Origin of the sequence: Verrucosispora sp. WMMA2044 (assembly GCF_027497155.1) — a bacterium.
In the GTDB taxonomy this organism is placed as follows: Bacteria; Actinomycetota; Actinomycetes; order Mycobacteriales; family Micromonosporaceae; genus Micromonospora; species Micromonospora palythoicola.
Window position 1 is genome coordinate 4,747,980 of the sequence record NZ_CP114913.1, and the last position, 20,771, is coordinate 4,768,750.

Genomic DNA, 20,771 nt, shown 5'->3' on the forward strand with positions numbered 1-20,771 from the left:
TTTCCGGTCGGGGATGTCAGGAAGTAGCGACAGGCTACCCGCAATGCCGCTGCAACGCCGCAAGTAACCGGCTGGCGAGATCCTTGCGGCACACCAGCAGGTCCGGCAGGCGCGGATCCGCCTCGTTGTATTTCAGCGCAGAACCATCGATCCGGGAAGCGTGCAGTCCGGTGGCCGTCGCCACAGCCACCGGCGCCGCCGAATCCCACTCGTACTGCCCGCCGGCATGGATGTACGCGTCCACCTCACCGGTGACCACCGCGGCGATCTTCGCCCCGGCCGAACCCATCGGCACCAGCTGCGCCCCAACCTCCTCGGCGAGATCGGTCAGGAACACCGGCGGCCGGCTGCGACTCGCCGCCAACCGCAACCGGCCCGCGCCACCCGCCGTCGCCGCCTCCGGCGTCATCGGCGGATAGGCCGGCGGCAGATCCGTACCCAGCACCCGGTGCTGCGCCGGCAGCCCTACCGCACCGGCGACCAGACCGTGCGAGGTGGCCGCGTTGCGCGCCCAGAGCGCGACATGCACCGCCCAGTCCGCGCGCCCCTCCTCGCTGAACTCCCGGGTGCCGTCCAACGGGTCGATGATCCAGACCCGGTCGGCGGTCAACCGCGACACCGCACCGGCGTTCACCTCGGCCGCCCACGCCAGCCGGGAACCCTCGTCCTCCTCGGAGAGCACCGCGTCACCCGGGCGCCACCTCGCCAGCTCGGTACGGATCAGGTCGTGCGAGACCTTGTCCCCCGCCGACTTCAACGCACCGGCATCGGCGAACCCCATCTCCGCCCGCAGGCCCAGCAACGCCTGCCCGGCCCGATCCGCCAGCCACCGCGCGAACGCCCCGTCGATCATCGGTGGACCGCTCATGCTTCCGCTCCCGTCGCCACGATCCGCGTACGCCGAGCGGCCGGCCCCGCCCCGACCGCCGAACCCGCACACTACCGGGCCACCGGCGAACCCGACCGCCACAGTCCGCCCCCCGACGCGTGTGTCGAGGTCACCGGTCGAGCCGAGACGAAGGTCAAACGGGGCAGTTCGGAACCCGCACTAGACGCCGTGGTAGAGGTTCTGGGTCGGCTCCACACCCCGACTGACCACGGACTCCACCACGTCCGCGGCCCGATCCACCAGGAAGTCCAACTCCTTGCGCTCCACCGTGCCGAAATCCGACAGCACATAGTCCGCCGGATCCTGCCGTCCCGGCGGTCGCCCGATCCCGAACCGCACCCGCACGTAGTCCTTCGTGCCCAACGACTTCGACATCGACCGCAGGCCGTTGTGCCCGCCCTCGCCGCCGCCGCACTTGACCCGCACCTGGCCGTAGCCGATGTCCAGTTCGTCGTGCACCGCGATCACCCGGCCCGGCGACACCTTGTAGAACTGCGCCAGGCCCACCACCGGCCCACCGGACAGATTCATGTAGGTCAGCGGCTTGGCCAGCACCAGCTTCGGCCCGCCCAACCCCAGCCGGCCCTCGGCGACCTCCGCCACCGCCCGCCGGTGCCGGCCGAACTTCGCACCCAACCGACCGGCCAGCAGGTCGGCGACCATGAACCCGACATTGTGCCGGTTGCCCGCGTACTCCCGACCCGGGTTACCCAGGCCCACCACGAGCCACGGCCCGGTCTCGTCCGTCACCGCCCGCCCCTCCCGCTCGTACCGGCGGTCAACCACCACCCGCGCCGCCGATCATCCGATACGGCGACAGGCGCCCCCGCAGAACCGGGGACGCCTGTCACAAAACTCTGCGCCTGTCAGGCCTCGGTACGACCCTCGGTGCCCGCCTCGCCCTCGGCGGCCGGCGCCTCGGCAGCACCCTCGGTGACCTCGCCGACCTCGGCCTCGGCCTCCTCGGTGGCCTCCTCGACCTCGGGCAGCGTCGACTCCAGCTGCTCGGCGGTCGGCGCGGCGGTGATCGAGGCGACCAGCATCTCCGGGTCGCCGGCCAGCTCCACACCCGCCGGCAACGACACGTCAGCGGCGGTGACCTGGGAACCCGCCTCGGCGCCCTCGATCGAAGCCTCCAGGTGATCCGGCACCTTCGTCGCGTCGGCGGTCACCGAGAGGGTGTCATGGTCGTGCACGATCAGCGTGTCGCGCGCGGCCTCACCCGTGAGCTGGACCGGCACGTCCACGGTGACCTTCTCACCGCGACGCACCAGCAACAGGTCGACGTGCTCGAAGGTGTCCTTGATCGGGTCCCGCTGGATCGCCTTCGGCAGCGCCAGCGCCTGCGTGCCGTCGCTGATGTCGAGCGCGAGGAGCTGGTTGGCCCCACCGTTACGGATGGCCGCCGCGAACTCGCGCGCCGGCAGCGCGATGTGCTTGGGCTTCTCGCCATGGCCGTACAGCACGGCGGGCACCTTGCCGGCCCGGCGGGTACGACGGGCACCACCCTTGCCGAACTCGGTGCGGGGCTCGGCGCTGATCTTTACCTCGGACACGGGGAAACTCCTGATGCTTCGCTGCGGCAGCTTGTCGTCTGGCGGTGCTGGGCGGGGGGCTCGCAGGGGCTCATGCGTCAGAAGACTGCCCGGAGCACCGCGTCGATCACGGTGCCTCCGTGCGGCGCTTCTCAGCGGCCCGCAGGGCACCCTCGCCGTGGCAACCGGACCAGTCTACCCGAGCGATTTCCCGGGTTGACGGCAGTCCCCGTACCCGCCCAGCCGACTCAGTCGTGAACCGCGCTCAGCTCAGCCCGCCGAAGAGAGTGGTCACCGAGCCGTCGTCGAAGACCTCGCGGATGGCCCGGGCCAGCAGCGGCGCGATCGACAGCACGGTGAGCTTGTCGAGCTGCTTCTCCGGCGGCAACGGAAGCGTGTTGGTCACCACGACCTCGCTGATCGGGCTGTTCTTCAACCGCTCCGTCGCCGGATCGGACAGCAACGCGTGGGTGGACGCCACGATCACGTCCGCCGCCCCCGACTCCTTCAGGATGTCCGCCGCCCGGCAGATCGTGCCACCCGTGTCGATCATGTCATCGACGATCAGGCAGACCCGACCCTCGACCTCACCGACCACCCGGTTCGCCACCACCTGGTTCGGCTTCATCGGATCCCGGGTCTTGTGGATGAACGCCAGCGGGCAACCACCCAGCCGGTCCGTCCACCGCTCGGCCACCCGCACCCGGCCCGAGTCCGGCGCGACCACTGTCATCGGCCGGCCCGCGTACTTGCGCTCCACGTACTCGGCCAGGATGTCCATCGCGAAGAGGTGGTCCACCGGGCCGTCGAAGAAACCCTGGATCTGCGCCGTGTGCAGGTCCACGGTGAGGATCCGGTTCGCCCCGGCGGTCTTCAGCAGGTCGGCGACCAACCGCGCGGAGATCGGCTCCCGGCCGCGGTGCTTCTTGTCCTGCCGGGAGTACGGATAGAACGGCAGGACGACCGTGATCCGCTTGGCCGAACCACGCTTCAGCGCGTCGACCATGATCAGGGTCTCCATGACCCAGGTGTTCACTCCGTGCGTGACCGACTGCACCACGAAGGCGTCCGAACCACGTACCGAGTCCTTGAAGCGTACGAAGATCTCGCCGTTGGCGAACTCGTACGCGTCGGCCGGCGTCGGCGCGACGCCGAGCACCTCGCCGATCTCCTTGGCCAACTCCGGAAAACCACGTCCGGAGAAGAGCATCAGGCTCTTGCGGTTTTCGGCGACGATGCTGCCCATGGGCCCGTCTGCTCCCGTATTCGGTCGGCGGGTACCCGGCCTGCGGTGGTGGTCGGCCGGGGACTATTCGGTTGCAGTATCTCCCGGCTCCGGCGTACCGCCCACCGACTCGGCACCGCCGTGGATTGGCTCACCTTCGCTTGCCGACGACGGGACGACCGGAGCACCCTGCGTACCGCCCAGGGCACGCTCGGCCGCCTCGGCGGCGGCGGTACCGGCCCGACGCTTGAGCACCCAGCCCTCGATGTTGCGCTGCCGCGCCCGAGCCACACCCATCGCACCCGCCGGCACGTTCTCGATGATCACCGAACCGGCCGCGGTGTACGCCCCGTCACCCACCTCGACCGGCGCGACGAACATGTTGTCCGCGCCCGTCCGGGCATGGCTGCCGATCACCGTGCGGTGCTTGCGCGCCCCGTCGTAGTTCACGAACACCGACGCCGCACCGATGTTGCTCTGCTCGCCGATCGTGGCGTCACCCACGTACGTCAGGTGCGGCACCTTCGAGCCCGCGCCGATCTCCGAGTTCTTCACCTCGACGAACGTGCCGACCTTCGCCCGCTCCGCCAGCCGGGCGTCCGGCCGCAGGTACGCGTACGGCCCCACGCTGGCGCCCGGCCCCACCTCGGCGCCGACCGCGTGACTGCGCACCACCGTCGCGCCGGGCCCCACCACCGTGTCGATCAACGTCACGTCCGGCCCGATCACCGCGCCGGCGCCCACCACCGAGCCGCCCCGCAACTGGGTGTTCTGATCCACGACCGCGTCCCGGTCCAGGGCCACGGTCACGTCGATCCAGGTGGTCTCGGGGTCGAGCAGGCTGACACCGGCCCGCATCCACCGCTCGTTGACCCGGTCACGCAGCAGCCGGCGCAACGCCGCCAGCTCCACCCGGTCGTTGCAGCCGAGCGTCTCGATGTGATCGACCGCCAGGTGCACCCCCACCGGCTCACCGGCGGAGACCAGCATCTTGAAGACGTCGGTGAGGTACTCCTCGCCCTGGTCGTTGTCGGTCGACAGCTTGCCGAGCACGTCCCGCAGTCGAGCCGCGTCGAACGCGTAGATGCCGGCGTTGATCTCCCGAAGCGCCAGCTGGGCGGCGGTCGCGTCACGCTGCTCGACGATCTGTTCCAGCCGGCCCGCAGCATCCCGCACGATGCGTCCGAGCCCGGTCGGGTCCGGCACCTCCGCCGCGAGCACGGTCGCCGCGGCGCCCTCGCCCTCGTGCGCCGCCACCAGCTCACCGACCGTCTCCGGCCGCAGCAACGGCACGTCGCCGTTGAGCACCACCACCGTGCCGGTGACCTCCGGGGCGGCCTCCAGCGCGATCCGCACCGCGTGCCCGGTGCCGAGCTGTTCGGCCTGGTGAACCGCGGTGGCCTCGGGGGCGATCCCGGCGAGGTGGGCGCGAACCTGGTCGGCGCCGTGCCCCACCACCACCAGGGTGCGCGCCGCACCCAGCGGGTCGGCCGCGTTGAGGACGTGGCCCACAAGCGTCCGGCCGAGCAGCGGGTGCAGGACCTTGGGCAACGAGGACTTCATCCGCTTGCCCTCACCGGCGGCGAGCACGACGACGGTACGGGTTTGGGGCTCGGGCACGACGTGGCTCCCGTCGGAACGCGGACAGTCTCGCGGCCATGCTAACCAGACATCAGCCGCAGATCAGCGGAAGCTCCCGGGAGAGGATTCGAACCCCTATAATCAGGACCAAAACCTGACGTCCTGCCATTAGACGACCCGGGATGGGCTAAAGCGGACAAACCTCGCCACTAGCTGGACTCCACTACACCTTAGCGTCCCGCCGTCCCGATGCCATCGGCCATACCCTTCATGATCCCTTCGATCTTCCAGTACAACCGACGGGATCGCGGCACCTCGACACTCAGACAGCCCCGATAGGTCGTTCCCGTGTTGCGGCGAACGGTTGTCGGGCGATGCCGCTTCATCGTCGAGGGCTGGAACGCCTCGGCCGGCACGCCGATCTGCCCAGCCCACCAGTTGACCGCCTCGGCGGCGTCGGCCGACTCATGGATCGCGACCCGGTAGCGCAACGCCGCACGCCGCTCGCCCAACGCCTCCACGAACTCGACGAACAGAGCGACCAACGCGGGATCGCTGTTCACGAAGCGGACCCGGCAGTCGTGTGGCCGCCAAGGCTTGGCTTTGGTGCCCTCAGCCCAGTAGAGGGCCGCCCCGACCAGTACGAGGTCGCGATAGCGCAGGCCCTTGACCCAGGCAGCGGCAGCGTCGACCGTCGCCGCCCGTGCGGCATCACGGATCCGGCGATGCTCCTCCCACTGTGCGTCGGTCATCACCTTCGAGTGGGCGCGCCGGCGCTCGCGTTCCTCCTCGGGGTCTCGCTTCAGTGGAATGTGCCGCACCCAGAGGTACGCCGTCGACCGGCTCACGCCGAGCCGTCGCGCGATCTCCGGCACCGGATGTCCCGTCGAGCGCAGCGCCACCGCCTCGGTGCGCAGGTCGTCCTTTGCTCGGGGGCGCCTGGTCCGTTCCGGCGCGGGGACGCCCCGTAGCAGCTCGTGGATCCGGTTCCGGCCGAGGCCCGTACGAGCGCGGATCTCGCGCACCGAGAGCTGCTCCTCGGTACGCAGCCGGCGCACCTCGGTGGCGTCGAAAGCGGTCATGCGGTGCAGGTTAGGACGCGCGTACGACAAGGCCGGCATCCATTCGCGTCGCTGTCTGATGTGATCTACCGGGCCCTTAAGTTACGGTGACGTAGGCGTAGATTCGCGAACCGACCGTCCCCTGCGAGGTGCCATGTCCGCCACCGTGCTCGACCCGCAACCGGCCACTCCCAAGCCACTCACCCAGGGCACCCAGTCACGCGGCATCCTGATCGCGCTCTGGTCCTTCGTGGTGATCCCGTTCGCAGCGCTGATCGCCGCCGTGCCGGTGGCCTGGGGTGGCTGGCTCAGCTGGGTCGACGTGGGCATCGCGGCCTTCTGGTACGTGCTGTCGGGCCTGGGCATCACGGTCGGATACCACCGTTACTTCACCCACGGCTCGTTCAAGGCCAAGCGGTGGTTGCGCATCGCGATGGCCGCCTCGGGCTCACTCGCCGTGCAGGGCGAGATCATCCAGTGGGTGGCCGACCACCGGCGGCACCATGCCTTCTCCGACCTGGAGGGGGATCCGCACTCGCCTTGGCGGTTCGGCACCACGGTGCGAGGTCTGATCAAGGGACTGTTCCACGCGCACATGGGCTGGCTTTTCGGCCGCGAGCTGTCCAACCGGGAGCGCTTCGCGCCGGATCTGGTGGCCGACCGGGACATCCGGCGGATGGACCGGTTCTTCCCGGTGCTGGTGGTCGTCTCGGTGCTCGGGCCGGCGGCGATGGGCTGGCTGTTGACGTGGTCCTGGCAGGGGGCGTTGACCGCGCTGTTCTGGGCGGGACTGGTCCGCATCTCGCTGTTGCACCACGTCACCTGGTCGATCAACTCGGTGTGCCACGTGTACGGGGAGCGGCCGTTCATGATGCGTCACGGCGACCGGGCGGCGAACTTCTGGCCCCTGGCGCTGCTGTCCTTCGGCGAGAGCTGGCACAACCTGCACCACGCCGATCCGACGAGTGCCCGGCACGGGGTGCTGCGGGGGCAGATCGACATCTCGGCCCGGGTGATCTGGCTGTTCGAAAAGGTCGGCGCGGCGTGGGACGTGCGCTGGCCGAAGCCGGAACGGATCGCGGCGAAGCTGGCCAAGCCGGCAGCCCCGCGGTAACCGGGCGGCCAACCCGCAAGTTACCTGGCAGTATGTTCGGGTGACCGGGCGGAAGACAGGCAGCATCCCACGACAGGGCGTCACCGAGCGCCAGCGAGGTGACGAGATGGCCGAGACTCCCCACGAGGAGGGCGGCAAGCGACGTCGCGTGGTGCCGGCGCCGGGCAAGCCGCCGGCCCGGGTACGCATGTCCGCCGCCCAGCGTCGCGAGCAGTTGATCTCGATCGGCCGACAGATCTTCGCCGAACGCGGTTTCGACGCCACCTCGATCGAGGAGGTCGCGTCGCGGGCGAAGGTTTCCAAGCCGGTGGTATACGAGCACTTCGGCGGCAAGGAGGGGCTCTACGCGGTGGTGGTGGACCGGGAGGTCCGGTCCCTGCTGGATCGGATCACCACGGCGCTGACCGCAGGCCATCCACGGGAGTTGCTGGAACAGGCCGCCCTGGCGCTGCTCGGCTACATCGAGGAGGAGACCAGCGGGTTCCGGGTGCTGGTGCGGGAGTCGCCGGTGCTCTCGGCGACCGGCAACTTCAGCAGCGTGATGAACGACGTGGCCCACCAGGTGGAGCACATTCTCGGCGCGGAGTTCTCCAGTCGAAATTACGACCCGAAGTTGGCCGAGTTGTACGCGCAGGCGCTGGTGGGCATGGTCGCGTTGACCGGCCGCTGGTGGTTGGAGGTGCGTAAGCCGCGTAAGGAGACGGTCGCCGCGCACCTGGTGAATCTTTCCTGGAACGGGTTGTCGCATCTGGAGGCCAAGCCGGGGCTGATCACGGCGGGCGGTCGCTGACCGGCCGGTGTACCGGGTCAGCGTCGGTGGATCTCGGCGACGGGGTGGTTTCGACGGCTCCGCTCGGCCTCGGCGTCCTCGTGCGGTCCGACTTTGTCGTAGAGGCCGGTGCCGAGCAGGATCAGCCCGAAGAGCATCGAGACGATCACCGTGGACATGGAGAAGTTCAGGAAGTTGGCCCCGGTCTGCAGCACCGACATCATCAGGATGCTGGTGACCAGGAAGACCGCTCCGGCGGTGAGGTTCATGTAGTGGCCGAGGTTGGTTCGCCGGGACGCGCCGATGATGAGCACGATCCCGAAGGCGATGGAGGCCAGCGAGAAGGCCAGGTTGGTGCGGAGGCCGAGAGCCCAGTTGCCGTTCCGACCGAACAGCGGGTCACCCCAGGTGAGGGCGGTTCCCCAGACGCCGAAGATCAGGATGTAGAGCCCGACCAGACCGGACAGCGCCCGGTAGAACGGCCGCGCCGGATGGTTGACCGGAAAGTGCGGCATCGCTTCCTCCACGCAAAGCGGGACAACAAGAACATTGTCCCCCAGTCGCGCAGCCCACGTCCCCCGAACGCCAACAGCAGCAGCAACCCGGCGAAGGCACGCCAGGAATCGGCCGCGAGGCTGCCCGAGGCGCAACCAGGCACCTTAAGATCCCCGCCCTCCGGCCGGGCGCTCCGGACGGATGCGCAACCCCGACAGGTCTTCGCCGGAGCCCGACCCGCGCAGGGATCAAGCCTGACCGCCCGGAGCGGGTCGGGCTCCGGCGAAGACCCACAACCGAAACCGAGACGGATCGGGCTCCGGCGAAAACCCACAACCGAAACCAGAAGCAAAACCTCAGAGCACGAGCCGAGCCTTCTGCCACGCCTCGTGCTCGTCGTCGCTGCCGACCTTGCCGTACATGCCGGCCATCAGCAGCACCAGGCTGAGCACCATCTGGACGATCACCGTGGCGACGCTGAGGTTGAAGATGTTGGCCTCGGTCCGGATGAAGGCGAGGCCCGCCAGGCTGACCACCATGATCAGATAGGCCGACCACTGGTTGATCAACACGTCGAGGTTGCGCCCGATGGCGGTGCCGGCCAGCACGATCGCACCGACCACGATGTTGAACAGGGAGAAGCCGAGGTTCGTCCCCTGCCCCAGGGCCTGGGTGTCGCCCTGGCTGAAGAAGGGCTCACCGGTGCTGGTCAGGAAGCCGATCACACCGAAGACCACCAGGTACAGACCGACGAGCCCGCCGATCGCCCGGTAGATCGGCCGCGCGGGGTGGTTGACGGGGGTGTGGGCCATGTCTGTTTCTCCAACGCCGTTGGGTGAGGGTCGACGGCGATTCTCCCGCATCCGGCGCTGTGACGCCGCACACGGGGTCCCGGGAACGGCACGTCAGGGCAGAGACCGGCCGGGTGGGCCGGGTCAGCTGGCGGGGATCTCGTCGGCCAGGATCAGCCAGGCCTGCTCGGCCTCCTCGCGCTCGCCGCGTACCTGGGTGAGCTGGGCGTCCAGCTCGGCCACCTTGCTGTAGTCGGTGGCGTTCGCGGCGAGTTGGTCCAGCAGGGTGGCCTCCTTCTGTTCCAGCTTGCCGACCTGCCGTTCGAGGCGGGCCAGTTCCTTGCGGGCCTGCCGGGCCTCGGCGGCGCTCATTCCGCCAGCGGCCGGCGCGGTGGCCGGTGCGACGGGTGCCGGGGTACGCCCGGACCTCGGGCGGTCGCTGGCGCGAGCGAGGTACTCGTCGACACCGCCGGGCAGGTGCACCAGCCGGCCGTCGCCGAACATGCCGTACGCGGTGTCGGTCACCCGCTCGATCAGGTAGCGGTCGTGGCTGGCCACCACGATCGTGCCGGGCCAGGAGTCGAGCAGATCCTCCAACGCGGCGAGGGTGTCGGTGTCGAGGTCGTTCGTGGGTTCGTCGAGCAGCAGCACGTTCGGTTCGCCGGCCAGCAGTCGCAGCATCTGGAGTCGCCGCCGCTCGCCGCCGGAGAGGTCGCCCACCGGGGTCCAGAGGCGCCGGTCGTCGAAACCGAACACCTCGGCGAGCTGGGCGGCGGAGATCTCCCGATCGCCGAGGCGGACCCGCCGGGCGACCTCCTCGACAGCTTCAAGGACACGCAGGTCGCTTGGCAGTTCGGCGAGTTCCTGGGAGAGGAAGGCGGGACGTACGGTGCTGCCGGTGATCAGCCGCCCGCCGTCGGGCCGGGTGACGCCGGCCAGCATCCGCAGCAGGGTGGTCTTACCCGCGCCGTTGGCGCCGAGGATGGCGACCCGGTCGCCGGGACCGACCTGCCAGCTGACCTCGTCGAGGATGGTCTTGGGGCCGGCGTGCAGCCGGACGTCTTCCAGGTCGTACACCTGCTTGCCGAGCCGGGCGGTGGCCAGCCGTTGCAGCGACGTGGTGTCGCGCGGTGGCGGCACGTCGGCGATGAGCGCGTTGGCGGCGTCGATGCGGAACTTCGGCTTCGAGGTGCGGGCCGGTGGTCCGCGGCGCAGCCAGGCGATCTCCTTGCGGAGCAGATTCTGCCGGCGGGCCTCGGTGGCGGCGGCGATCCGTTCCCGCTCGGCGCGGGCGAGGATCCAGGCCGCGTAGCCGCCCTCGTAGGCCCGCACGGTCTGGTCGGCGACCTCCCAGGTGGTGGTGCAGACGGCGTCGAGGAACCAGCGGTCGTGGGTGACCACGACCAGGGCACCCTTGCGGCTGAGCAGGTGCCGGGCCAGCCAGTCGACGCCGCTGACGTCGAGGTGGTTCGTGGGTTCGTCGAGGATCAGCAGGTCGGCCTCGCGGACCAGCAGTGCGGCCAGGGCCACCCGGCGGCGTTCGCCACCGGACATCGGCCCGACCGGGGCGTCGAGACCCAGGTGGGGCATGCCGAGACCGTCGAGGATGGCGCGTACGCCGGCGTCGCCGGCCCATTCGTGCTCCGCGCCCATGCTCTCGGCGAGCCACTCGGTGCCGAGGACGACGTCGCGGACGGTGGCCTCGGGGCTGAGGGTAAGGTTCTGGGGCAGCCAGGCGACGCGCAGGTCACGCCGGTGGGTGACCCGACCGTCGTCGGGCTGCTCGGTACGGGTCAGCAGCCGCAGCAGGGTGGACTTGCCGGCGCCGTTGAGCCCGACGACGCCGATCCGGTCGGCGTCGTCCAGGCCGAGCGAGACCTCGGTGAGCAGTGGCCCGGCCGCGCCGTAGCCCTTGGACACCCGGTCCAGGTTGACGATGTTGGCCACGTACCCACCTTCCATGATCAAGGCGTCCCGGTGCCGGCGGGCACCTGGGGACGCCTGTCGTTCCAGGGTACGCGGAGCACCCCCGTATCCCGGCGGCCGCCCGATCGGGCCGATCCCAGCGCGACGCGTCGTCGCCGTCAGCTCGACACGCGACGTGCCGGCCAGAGCGGTGTCTCTTCCGGCGCGATCCGTTCGCCGGCGGCCGGGGGGCCGCACCCGACCACCCTCGGCCCAGTAGGGTCAGCCCGGCCGGACGGTCCGTCGACCGTCAGCTGACGCGGGCGCCGTGCACCGGGCCGTGGGCGACGCGGGCCTGCCGGCAAACCCCGGCGGCCTCCAGTTCGGCGGCGACGCGTTCGGCGTCGGCGGCGTCGGCGGTGAGGAACACGCAGGTGGGCCCCGACCCGGAGACGATGCCGGCCAGCGCTCCGGCGGCCTCGCCGGCCTTCAGGGTGTTCGCCAGCGACGGTCGCATGGCCAGGGCGGCGTCCTGAAGGTCGTTGCCGAGGGTCGGTGCGAGCACCCGGGGGTCGCGTTGTCGCAGCGCGGCCAGCAGCCCGTCGGTGCTGCCCAGCGGCGGCCCGGCGGCACCGGTCTCGCGGAGCCGGTCGAGTTCCCGGTACGCCTGCGGGGTGGACAGGCCGCCGTCGGCGATGGCGACCACCCAGTGCCAGGAGGTGGGCCGGGCCAGCACCGGACTGACCGCCTCGCCCCGCCCGGTGCCCAACGCGGTGCCGCCGTGGATCAGGAAGGGCACGTCTGAGCCGAGGTCGGCGGCGATGCTCGCCAGCTCGTCGCGGGACAGGCCGGTGCCCCACAGCGCGTCGCAGGCGACCAGGGCGGCCGCCGCGTCGGCGCTGCCGCCGGCGAGCCCACCGGCCAGCGGGATCTGCTTGCGCAGGTGCAGCCGGGCGTGCGGCATCACCCCGGCGTACCCGGCGAGGGCGTGCGCCGCGCGGATGATCAGGTTGGAGTCGTCCAGGGCGAGTTCCCCGGTGCCCTCGCCCTCCATGGTGAGGGTCAGCGTGTCGCCGCGCCGCGCGGTCAGCTCGTCGTAGATCGAGATCGCGTGGTAGACGGTGTTCAGCTCGTGGTAGCCGTCCCGACGCAGCGGTCCGACCCCCAGGTGCAGGTTGACCTTGGCGGGCACCCTTACCCGGACCGGACCGCTCGCCCCACGCGGCTCGTCGTCCTCCGGACGCCAGGCCTCGGTCACGGGGTGATGTCCCAGACGGACAACCGCACGTCGAACGGCTTGGTCACGATCAACTCCTCGGCAGGCACAGGCTCAGCCTACTGGGCTGCCGGCGTACGGCTCGGGGCCGACGCGGCCACGGCGGCGAACTGCTCGACGGTGAGTGACTCGCCGCGTGCGCCGGGGTCGACGCCGGCGGCGGTCAGCGCGACGGCGGCCCGGTCGGCACCGCCGGCCCAGCCGGCCAGGGCGGCGCGCAGGGTCTTGCGCCGCTGCGCGAAGGCGGCGTCCACCACCGAGAAGACCTGTGCCCGGGGTACGTCGGCACGGGGCGGCTCGCGGCGGGTGAAGGCGACCAGACCGGAGTCGACGTTCGGCACCGGCCAGAACACGTTCGGCGGCACCTTCCCGGCGGCGCGGGCGTGCGCGTACCAGGCGAGCTTGACCGACGGTATGCCGTACACCTTGGAGCCGGGACCGGCGACGAGCCGGTCGGCGACCTCCTTCTGCACCATCACCAGCCCGTGTCGGAGGCTGGGCAACTCGGCGAGCAGGTGCAGCACCACGGGCACGGCGACGTTGTAGGGCAGGTTCGCCACCAGTGCGGTGGGCGCCAGGTCGCCCAGGTCGGCGGCGCCGATCCGCAGGGCGTCGGCGTGGTGCACGCTGAGCCGGTCGGCGGCCGGGCCGGCGTGCCGGGCGGCGGTGCCGGGGAGCGCGCCGGCCAGCGTGGCGTCGATCTCGACGGCGTGCACGTGGGCGGCGGCGGGCAGCAGGGCGAGGGTGAGCGAGCCCAGCCCGGGGCCGACCTCCAACGCCACGTCGTCGGGAGTGAGCCCGGCGGTGGCGACGATCCGGCGGACCGTGTTGGGGTCGTGCACGAAGTTCTGGCCGAGTTTCTTGGTGGGCGCGACGCCGAGCCGGGCGGCGAGGTCCCGGATCTCCGCCGGGCCGAGCAGGTCTGCGGCCATAACCCGACAGCGTACGGGTCAGCCGCCGACGCCAGCCGGGTGCCAGGGGCCGAAGGCACGTTCGCCGGTGGTCGAGATGGCGGCGCAGAGTGCGTCGAGGTCGGCGCCGGTGGCGGCGGCCAGCGCCCGGACGGTCAGCGGGATGAGGTAGGAGGCGTTGGGTCGGCCACGGTGCGGCACGGGGGTGAGGTACGGCGCGTCGGTCTCCACCAGGATCTGGTCCAGCGGGGTCAGCGCGGCGGCCTCACGCAGCGCGCCGGCGCTGGCGAAGGTGACCGTGCCGGCGAAGCTGAGCAGGTAGCCGCGGCGGACGCACTCGGCGGCGAACTGGGCGTCGCCGGAGAAGCAGTGCATCACCACCGTGTCCGGTGCGCCTTCGTCGTCGAGGATGCGCAGCACGTCGGCGTGCGCGTCCCGGTCGTGGATCACCAGCGTCCGGCCGTACCGTTTGGCGATGGCGATGTGCGCCCGGAAACTCTCCTCCTGCGCGGCGCGGCCCTCGTCACCGGTGCGGTAGCGGTCCATCCCCGTCTCACCGACGCCGCGGACCCGCTCCTGCCCGGCCAGTGCCTCGATCTCGCGCAGGGCCGCGTCGAGGTCGGCGAGCCGGGGCGCCTCGTTGGGATGCAGTGCGACCGTGGCCAGCACCGCCGGGTATCTGCCGGCCACCTCGACACCCCAGCGGGAGGAGGCGACGTCCACCCCGACCTGCACCAGCCGGTCCACTCCGACGGCGGCGGCGACGTCGATGGCGGCGGCGACCGGGTCGGCGGGATCGCCGCCACCGGGTACGCCGGCCTCGCTGACGGTGATGTCGAGGTGGGTGTGGCTGTCCAGCACCGGGCGGGGCAGCGGCTCGGGTGCGGGTGGGAACTCTCCGGCGCGGCGGGCCGCGCGCTGGCTACGGGACTCGGTGGGCTCGCTCATCTCCTCGACAGGATCACACACCGCACGAGTCCACCCGGAGGCCACCCGGAGTTCACCTCGGCTACGCCCCGCGCACCTACCGTCGCGGGGTGGACGCGCGAAGCGAGCTTTTTCGGCCCGGCGGGACGGTGCCGGAGCGGACCGGTCTGCGGGTGGCGTTCGGCGGCGCGGTGTACCCGGCCGAGGAGATCGCCCGGGGTGCGGCGTACGAGTTGTTCAGCGCCGACGAGGTGGCCGGTTTCGAGTGGGCGCCCCGGCTGAACTCGGCGCTCCCGTGGCGGCGGTTCGTGCACGTCACCGAGGTCGGCGCAGTGCACGGGGGGACCGAGCAGGCCGAGGACCCGGAGCTGCCGCTGCTGGTGCCGCTGCACCGGGAGCGGGGTTGGTCGGAGGTGCACCGGCTCTCCCAGCAGCCGGCCGCCGCGGACGACCCGTTGGTCACCGCGGTACGCGCCTCGGCGGGGGTACGGCGTGGTACCCGGATGATGAAGATCCTCTCGGCCCGGCAGCTCGCCGGATACGTCCGGGGTCGGCTGCCGCACGGGTTCTGCTACCGGGAACACGACGTGGCGCACCTGCGCACCCCGGCGACGACGAGTGTGCTGCGCACCGACGGCGAGGACAGCCGCGACGGTGCGGACGTGACGTACGCGTTGCGTTGGCGGGCCGCCGACCCGGGCGACTACGACGTGCCGGCGGGTGCGGCGTACCGGGGACTGACGGCGCTGGGTGCCCGGGACCGGTTGGGTCCGGCGGTGCTGGGTACCGGCTTCACGCCCAGCAGTCACCACCTGATCCCCGAGTTCGTCACCCGGGACTTCGCCGACCTGCCGATGCCCGCGAACGCCACCCTGCTGGCCTATCCGGCGGAGGGCCTGGAGGTGGTGCTCTACGCCTACCAGGCCGAGCAGCGGGGCTGGCTGCGGATGGTCGGGCCGCAGTGGCGACACCTGCTCGCCGCCGTGCCGGGTCTGTCGCCGGATCAGGAGTACGTGCCGACCGGGGAAGCGCCGCGGTCGACCCGACTGGTGGGCACGTACGCGGGCGGGGAGTACGAGGCGGTCGCCGACCTGCCCGGCGATTTCCGGGTGCTGGCGTTGACCCGGGCCGCCCGGTACCCGGTCGACGGGGTGAGCCGACGGGTGCGCCTGGCCGCCTGGCGGGGGGTGCCGTGTCTGGTGTTGCGTGAGGAGGCGGGCTGGCTGCGGTTGCGGTTGCGACGCCCGGATCCGGACGCGGTCGCCGCGACCGCCGCACAGTGTCACGAACGGGGCGTCTACGAGACGTGGGCCCCGGGCGGTGAGGTGACCGACGACCAGGTGGTGGACCACCCGTACCTTCTCTGACCTGACCCGTCAGGTCGGGCGGCGCAGGAATATCGGATGCCCGCCGGGGAAGCCTCGGTTTCCCACCCTGACAGGAGGACGAGATGCCCTTCATCACCGTCGGCACGGAGAACTCCGCGCCCATCGACCTGTACTACGAGGATCACGGGTCGGGACAGCCGATCGTGCTGATCCACGGCTTCCCGTTCAACGGGGCGACCTGGGAGAAGGTCTCCGGACCGCTGCTCGACGCCGGATACCGGGTGATCACGTACGACCGGCGCGGCTTCGGTAACTCGGCGCAGCCGGCGTTCGGGTACGACTACGACACCTTCGCCGCCGACCTCGACGTGCTGATGACCGAGCTGGATCTGCGCAACGCGATCCTGGTCGGCCACTCGATGGGTACCGGCGAGGTGACCCGCTACCTGGGTGCGTACGGCTCGGACCGGGTGGTCCGGGCGGTGCTGCTGGCACCGCTGGCGCCGTACCTGCGGCAGGCACCGGACAACCCCGAGGGTGTCGAGCCGAGTCTCTTCGAGGGGTTCAAGCAGGCGATCACGCAGGACCGGTTCGCCTACCTCACCCAGTTCTGCAACAACTTCTTCAACTACGACGAGAACAAGGGCAAGCTGGTCAGCGAGGAGGCGTACCGGGCGCACTGGAACATCGGGGCGATGGCCTCCGCCACGGCCACGCACGACAGCGTGGACGCCTGGGGCACCGATTTCCGGGCCGACGTGTCCCGGATCAACGTGCCGGTGCTGATCGTGCAGGGCGACAAGGACAACGTGCTGCCGTACCCGAAGACCGGTCAACGGTTGCAGCCGATGCTCGCCGACAGCCGGCTGGTCACCCTCAAGGGCGCGCCGCACGGCACGCCGTGGACCAACGCCGACGAGGTGAACAAGGCGATCATGGAGTTCATCGGTTCGCCGGCCATGGCCCGCGCCTGATCCGGTCCGGGCCGCCGTCTGGCGCGCATCGCACCGCGCCCGGCCACGCGGACGACACGATGGGCGCGACCCGGTGCGGGACGCGCCCATCACTGCGCTGTCAGCCCTCGAGCCGGGCCAGTTCCTCGTCCACGATCGAGGGATCGAGCTTGCGGAAGACCGGCTTGGGTGCCGCGAGCGGCCGGCCCACCACGAGCGGTACGGACTCCCACCGCGCGCCCTGGGTGTAGTCACCGGTCAGCACCGGGTAGGCGGGCCCGACGTCGAGGTCGGCGACCTCCTCGATCACCGGCATCGGTGCGTGCACCCCGGTGCCGCCGAGCAGCTCGTGGATCTTCTGTGCGGAGTGCGGCAGGAACGGGGTCAGCAGCGTGTTGGCGTCGCTGACCACCTGGAGGGCGACGTGCAGGATGGTGCCCATCCGGGGCTTGGCGGCCGGGTCCTTGAGTTTCCACGGCGCCTGCTCGGAGAGGTACCTGTTGGCCTCGGCGACCACCTTCATCGCCTCGCCGATGGCCTGCTTCTGCCGGTGCCGGGCGATCAGGTCGCCGACCGTGTCGAAGCCGGCGCGCGCCACGGCCAGCAGCGCCTCGTCGGCCTCGGTGAGCCCGTCCGGACCGATCGGTGGGATCTCGCCGAAGTTCTTCGCCGCCATCGAGACCGACCGGTTGACCAGGTTGCCCCAGCCGGCGACCAGCTCGTCGTTGTTGCGGCGCAGGAACTCGGCCCAGGTGAAGTCGGTGTCGTTGTTCTCCGGCCCGGCCACCGCGATGAAGTAGCGCAACGCGTCGGCGTCGTAGCGCTGGAGGAAGTCCCGGACGTAGATGACCACCCGGCGCGAGGAGGAGAACTTGCGTCCCTCCATGGTCAGGAACTCGCTGGAGACCACCTCGGTGGGCAGGTTGAGCCGTCCCAGCCGGCCCGGCTCGCCGTCGCGACCGCCCTCACCGGAGTAGCCGGCCAGCAGCGCGGGCCAGATCACCGAGTGGAAGACGATGTTGTCCTTGCCCATGAAGTAGTACGCCTGCGAGTCCTTCCCCTCCCCGTCGGTGGACCACCACTTCCGCCAGGCCTCGGGGTCACCGGTGCGCCGGGCCCATTCGATGGACGCGGACAGGTAGCCGATGACGGCGTCGAACCACACGTAGATCCGCTTGTCGGTGCGGTCACGCCAGCCGTCGAGCGGAATCGGCACCCCCCACTCCAGGTCCCGGGTGATGGCCCGGGGGTGCAGGTCGTCCAGCAGGTTCCTGGAGAAGCGCAGGACGTTCGGACGCCAGCCCTCCCGGGTGTCCAGCCACTGCCGCAGCACGTCGGCCAGGGCGGGCAGGTCGAGGAAGAAGTGCTCGGTCTCGACGAACTCCGGCGTCTCCCCGTTGATCTTCGACCGTGGGTTGATCAGGTCGATCGGGTCGAGCTGGTTGCCGCAGTTGTCGCACTGGTCGCCCCGGGCGCTGTCGTAGCCGCAGATCGGGCAGGTGCCCTCGATGTACCGGTCGGGCAGGGTCCGACCGGTGGACGGCGAGATGGCGCCCATGGTGGTCTTCGGCACGATGTACCCGTTGCGGTACATCCCCTCGAACAACTCCTGCACCACCGCGTAGTGGTTGCCGGTGGTGGTGCGGGTGAACAGGTCGTAGGAGAGGCCGAGCCCGTGCAGGTCCTCGACGATCACCCGGTTGTACCGGTCGGCCAGTTCCCGTGGCTTCAGCCCTTCGGCGTCGGCCTGCACCTGGATCGGGGTGCCGTGTTCGTCGGTGCCGGAGACCATGAGCACGTCGTGGCCGGCCATCCGCATGTACCGGGCGAAGACGTCGGAGGGAACGCCGAAACCGGAGACGTGGCCGATGTGGCGCGGGCCGTTGGCGTACGGCCAGGCCACTGCCGCGAGAACGTGACTCATGGACAGAAAGCCTAGTGACCCCCGCGAGGTGACCGCGAACCAATAGGGGTCCCTGGCCGGCAGGATGACCCGACCACCCCCGGCAGATAGTCCGAATTGTCGTCGACACGCTGCTTGAGCTGCCCGATCAACCACCATCAGCGGTGTCAAATGAACGCGTGACTGGCAGCCGAGCCGCCCGAGACCACTCCGACGGCCCTTCCCCCGACGCCGGGCCGGACTCCACCGCGTCGCTCACCCAGGTGGTGGCGCCCCAGCCCCGCGCGGTGCCCTCGGCGGCGCCGGACGGTGCGGCCGGGCCGGACCGGACCGACCCCGCGACGGTCGAGTCACGGACCGGAGTCGAGGTGGAGCCGACGACCGGTGCACCGGTGGACACGCTGCCCCGGCGGGTTCCGGTCCGGCCTGTCGGGCGTCGCGGCCGTCGGCACCGCTCGCGCGACGACGGTACGCCGGACGAGGACACCTTCTGGGCACCGATCGAGCAGGTCCACTGGGACGGCACGCCGGTGCGGCAGGACACGCCCGGCGGCACCGATCCGTGGTGGCAGCGGTTTCGGCCGGCGCGTCGACGCCGGGAGCGGAGCAGCCATCCACCGGATCCCCTGGCGGGGTTGTCCGCGTTGATCGGGTTGAGCCTCGCGGCGGCCTTCTTCGCCTGGGTCAGCGCCGGCCCGTTCTGGCTCGCGGTCGGGCACGCCACCTCCGGCACCGTGGTCGTCACCAGGTGCTCCGGCGACGGACTGACCCAGCGGTGCCGGGGCATCTTCACGGCGACGCAGGAAGAGTTCCGGATCCACGGCGTACGGGTCAGCGGGGTGCCCCGGGAAAGTGCGGTGCCCGGTTCGGTGCTGCCCGCCCGGGTGACCGGCCCGGACGGTCACGTCGCGTACACCGACCGTGGGGTGGGCGCCCAACTGCGCTGGCTGCTCGGGATGCTCACGGTGCTCGGCTGCGCGCTGGGCATCGCCCGTTGGACCGGCGCGACCCGGCTGCCCGATCCGACCGAGCGACGCTGGGCGATCGTTGCCTCGCTGGCCGGCCCGCCGCTGACCGCCCTCGGCTTCCTGATCGCCGCCTGGTGACATCCGGCTTCACCGATGCACGAGCGTGTAGACGTCGCGCCGGCGCAACCCGTACTCGGCCGCGACGTCGGTGATCGCGTCCCGGCGACTACGACCCGCCGCCTCCCGCTCGGCCACCTCCGCGCGCAGCGCGTCGTCGTCGGGACGGATGGCGGGTGCGGCGGGGGCGCCCGCCACCACGAGGGTGATCTCGCCGCGCGGGTCGCCGTCGGCCGCCCATCGGGCCAACTCACCGAGGGGGCCACGCCGCACCTCCTCGTACGTCTTGGTCAGCTCGCGGCACAGGGCGGCGGGCCGGTCGGCACCGAACGCGTCGGCCAGGTCGGCGAGTGCGGCGACGATGCGGTGCGGGGCCTCGAAGAGGACGAGCGTCCGTTCCTCGGCGGCCAGGGCCCGCAGGCGGGCCCGCCGGGCGCCCGGGGCACGCGGTAGGAAACCCTCGAAGCAGAACCGGTCGCAGGGCAGCCCGGACAGAGCGAGGGCGGTGGTGACGGCGCTGGGGCCGGGCGCGGCGGTGACCGGCACCCCGGCCTCCAGCGCGGCACGGACCAACCGGTAGCCGGGATCGGAGACGCTCGGCATGCCGCCGTCGGTGACCAGCGCGACCACGTATCCCTCGGTGAGCACGTCGACAAGTTCCGGGGTACGCCGCTCCTCATTGCCCTCGAAGTACGAGACGATCCGGCCGGCGATGGTCACGTCGAGGTCGCGGGCGAGCCGGTTCAGTCGGCGGGTGTCCTCGGCGGCGACCACGTCGGCGGCGGCGAGCGTGTCCCGCAGTCGGCTGGAGGCGTCGGCCGGGTTGCCGAGCGGCGCGCCGAGCAGAATCAGGCGACCGGTTTCGGACATTCCACCCACAGCAGCGCACTCCTTCATCGACGGGCGTACCGGATATGGGGACGACGGGCGCCAGCGGCCCCCTTGGCAGCCTACGATCGCCGGGTGACGAGTGCGTCGACAGCACAGAGCGCGAGCCCCGACCAGCCCTCGGAGCCGGCGGCG

General features: G+C 71.1%; 19 protein-coding genes and 1 tRNA gene. 5 read left to right on the forward strand and 15 right to left on the reverse strand.

What is annotated here, in order from left to right; all coding sequences use genetic code 11:
• Positions 1-34: 34 nt before the first annotated feature.
• From O3597_RS21530 to O3597_RS21560, 7 genes are all read right to left on the reverse strand, one after another.
• Complete coding sequence (locus tag O3597_RS21530; RefSeq protein ID WP_164446186.1) at positions 35-868, reverse strand: inositol monophosphatase family protein; 834 nt, start codon at positions 866-868, stop codon at positions 35-37.
• A 180-nt stretch (positions 869-1,048) separates the two neighbouring features.
• On the reverse strand, positions 1,049-1,639 hold the full coding sequence (gene pth / locus O3597_RS21535) for an aminoacyl-tRNA hydrolase (protein WP_281604605.1): 591 nt from the start codon (positions 1,637-1,639) through the stop codon (positions 1,049-1,051).
• Between the two features lie 116 nt (positions 1,640-1,755).
• Positions 1,756-2,445, reverse strand: a complete 690-nt coding sequence (locus O3597_RS21540; protein ID WP_164446187.1) for a 50S ribosomal protein L25/general stress protein Ctc — start codon at positions 2,443-2,445, stop codon at positions 1,756-1,758.
• Between the two features lie 244 nt (positions 2,446-2,689).
• Positions 2,690-3,670: a ribose-phosphate diphosphokinase gene (locus O3597_RS21545; protein WP_164446188.1), complete on the reverse strand. Its 981-nt coding sequence runs from the start codon at positions 3,668-3,670 to the stop codon at positions 2,690-2,692.
• 63 nt (positions 3,671-3,733) lie between these two features.
• Positions 3,734-5,269, reverse strand: coding sequence for a bifunctional UDP-N-acetylglucosamine diphosphorylase/glucosamine-1-phosphate N-acetyltransferase GlmU (gene glmU / locus O3597_RS21550; RefSeq protein ID WP_348650299.1), 1,536 nt, complete (start codon positions 5,267-5,269; stop codon positions 3,734-3,736).
• Positions 5,270-5,342: 73 nt separating this feature from the next.
• Positions 5,343-5,413: transfer RNA gene (locus tag O3597_RS21555), tRNA-Gln, on the reverse strand.
• A gap of 47 nt (positions 5,414-5,460) precedes the next feature.
• Positions 5,461-6,312: a helix-turn-helix domain-containing protein gene (locus O3597_RS21560; RefSeq protein WP_281602216.1), complete on the reverse strand. Its 852-nt coding sequence runs from the start codon at positions 6,310-6,312 to the stop codon at positions 5,461-5,463.
• Between the two features lie 133 nt (positions 6,313-6,445).
• Here O3597_RS21560 and O3597_RS21565 point away from each other — a divergent pair, with 133 nt between their 5' ends.
• Positions 6,446-7,405 (forward strand): acyl-CoA desaturase, encoded by a 960-nt coding sequence (locus O3597_RS21565; protein WP_164446191.1) that lies wholly within the window; start codon positions 6,446-6,448, stop codon positions 7,403-7,405.
• A gap of 106 nt (positions 7,406-7,511) precedes the next feature.
• A complete protein-coding gene (locus O3597_RS21570; protein WP_281602217.1) occupies positions 7,512-8,195 on the forward strand; it encodes a TetR/AcrR family transcriptional regulator in 684 nt (227 codons plus the stop codon).
• Positions 8,196-8,212: 17 nt separating this feature from the next.
• Here the strand turns inward: O3597_RS21570 and O3597_RS21575 are convergent, their stop codons facing one another.
• The 6 genes from O3597_RS21575 to O3597_RS21600 all read right to left on the reverse strand — a co-directional run bounded on the left by O3597_RS21575 (position 8,213) and on the right by O3597_RS21600 (position 14,500).
• A complete protein-coding gene (locus O3597_RS21575) occupies positions 8,213-8,689 on the reverse strand; it encodes a DUF4383 domain-containing protein (RefSeq protein ID WP_164446192.1) in 477 nt (158 codons plus the stop codon).
• Positions 8,690-9,025: 336 nt separating this feature from the next.
• Positions 9,026-9,481, reverse strand: coding sequence for a DUF4383 domain-containing protein (locus tag O3597_RS21580; RefSeq protein ID WP_164446193.1), 456 nt, complete (start codon positions 9,479-9,481; stop codon positions 9,026-9,028).
• 123 nt (positions 9,482-9,604) lie between these two features.
• On the reverse strand, positions 9,605-11,407 hold the full coding sequence (locus tag O3597_RS21585; protein ID WP_164446194.1) for an ABC-F family ATP-binding cassette domain-containing protein: 1,803 nt from the start codon (positions 11,405-11,407) through the stop codon (positions 9,605-9,607).
• A gap of 268 nt (positions 11,408-11,675) precedes the next feature.
• Entirely contained in the window at positions 11,676-12,623 is a 948-nt protein-coding gene (locus O3597_RS21590) for a 4-(cytidine 5'-diphospho)-2-C-methyl-D-erythritol kinase (RefSeq protein ID WP_281602218.1), read from the reverse strand.
• A 77-nt stretch (positions 12,624-12,700) separates the two neighbouring features.
• Positions 12,701-13,573: a 16S rRNA (adenine(1518)-N(6)/adenine(1519)-N(6))-dimethyltransferase RsmA gene (gene rsmA / locus O3597_RS21595; protein WP_281602219.1), complete on the reverse strand. Its 873-nt coding sequence runs from the start codon at positions 13,571-13,573 to the stop codon at positions 12,701-12,703.
• 18 nt (positions 13,574-13,591) lie between these two features.
• Positions 13,592-14,500: a TatD family hydrolase gene (locus O3597_RS21600; RefSeq protein ID WP_164446196.1), complete on the reverse strand. Its 909-nt coding sequence runs from the start codon at positions 14,498-14,500 to the stop codon at positions 13,592-13,594.
• 89 nt (positions 14,501-14,589) lie between these two features.
• Here O3597_RS21600 and O3597_RS21605 point away from each other — a divergent pair, with 89 nt between their 5' ends.
• Both O3597_RS21605 and O3597_RS21610 read left to right on the forward strand, forming a co-directional pair.
• On the forward strand, positions 14,590-15,846 hold the full coding sequence (locus O3597_RS21605) for a hypothetical protein (RefSeq protein ID WP_281602220.1): 1,257 nt from the start codon (positions 14,590-14,592) through the stop codon (positions 15,844-15,846).
• 83 nt (positions 15,847-15,929) lie between these two features.
• Entirely contained in the window at positions 15,930-16,781 is an 852-nt protein-coding gene (locus O3597_RS21610; RefSeq protein ID WP_281602221.1) for an alpha/beta hydrolase, read from the forward strand.
• Positions 16,782-16,881: 100 nt separating this feature from the next.
• On the opposite strand, the gene metG is transcribed toward O3597_RS21610, so the two are convergent.
• Positions 16,882-18,684 (reverse strand): methionine--tRNA ligase, encoded by a 1,803-nt coding sequence (metG, locus tag O3597_RS21615; protein ID WP_281602222.1) that lies wholly within the window; start codon positions 18,682-18,684, stop codon positions 16,882-16,884.
• Between the two features lie 158 nt (positions 18,685-18,842).
• Here metG and O3597_RS21620 point away from each other — a divergent pair, with 158 nt between their 5' ends.
• Positions 18,843-19,769 carry a hypothetical protein gene (locus O3597_RS21620; protein ID WP_281602223.1) on the forward strand — a complete coding sequence of 309 codons (927 nt, stop codon included), beginning with the start codon at positions 18,843-18,845 and terminating at the stop codon, positions 19,767-19,769.
• Between the two features lie 9 nt (positions 19,770-19,778).
• Here the strand turns inward: O3597_RS21620 and rsmI are convergent, their stop codons facing one another.
• Positions 19,779-20,627: a 16S rRNA (cytidine(1402)-2'-O)-methyltransferase gene (gene rsmI, locus O3597_RS21625; protein WP_281602224.1), complete on the reverse strand. Its 849-nt coding sequence runs from the start codon at positions 20,625-20,627 to the stop codon at positions 19,779-19,781.
• Positions 20,628-20,771: the final 144 nt, after the last annotated feature.

Coding starts and splice junctions, on each gene's coding strand:
- O3597_RS21545 (WP_164446188.1), bottom strand. CDS start 3,670: ATGGGCAGCATCGTCGCCGAAAACCGCAAGAGCCTGATGCTCTTCTCC.
- O3597_RS21560 (WP_281602216.1), bottom strand. CDS start 6,312: ATGACCGCTTTCGACGCCACCGAGGTGCGCCGGCTGCGTACCGAGGAG.
- O3597_RS21570 (WP_281602217.1), top strand. CDS start 7,512: ATGGCCGAGACTCCCCACGAGGAGGGCGGCAAGCGACGTCGCGTGGTG.
- O3597_RS21575 (WP_164446192.1), bottom strand. CDS start 8,689: ATGCCGCACTTTCCGGTCAACCATCCGGCGCGGCCGTTCTACCGGGCG.
- O3597_RS21610 (WP_281602221.1), top strand. CDS start 15,930: ATGCCCTTCATCACCGTCGGCACGGAGAACTCCGCGCCCATCGACCTG.
- O3597_RS21530 (WP_164446186.1), bottom strand. CDS start 868: ATGAGCGGTCCACCGATGATCGACGGGGCGTTCGCGCGGTGGCTGGCG.
- O3597_RS21580 (WP_164446193.1), bottom strand. CDS start 9,481: ATGGCCCACACCCCCGTCAACCACCCCGCGCGGCCGATCTACCGGGCG.
- O3597_RS21600 (WP_164446196.1), bottom strand. CDS start 14,500: ATGAGCGAGCCCACCGAGTCCCGTAGCCAGCGCGCGGCCCGCCGCGCC.
- O3597_RS21565 (WP_164446191.1), top strand. CDS start 6,446: ATGTCCGCCACCGTGCTCGACCCGCAACCGGCCACTCCCAAGCCACTC.
- rsmA (WP_281602219.1), bottom strand. CDS start 13,573: ATGGCCGCAGACCTGCTCGGCCCGGCGGAGATCCGGGACCTCGCCGCC.
- metG (WP_281602222.1), bottom strand. CDS start 18,684: ATGAGTCACGTTCTCGCGGCAGTGGCCTGGCCGTACGCCAACGGCCCG.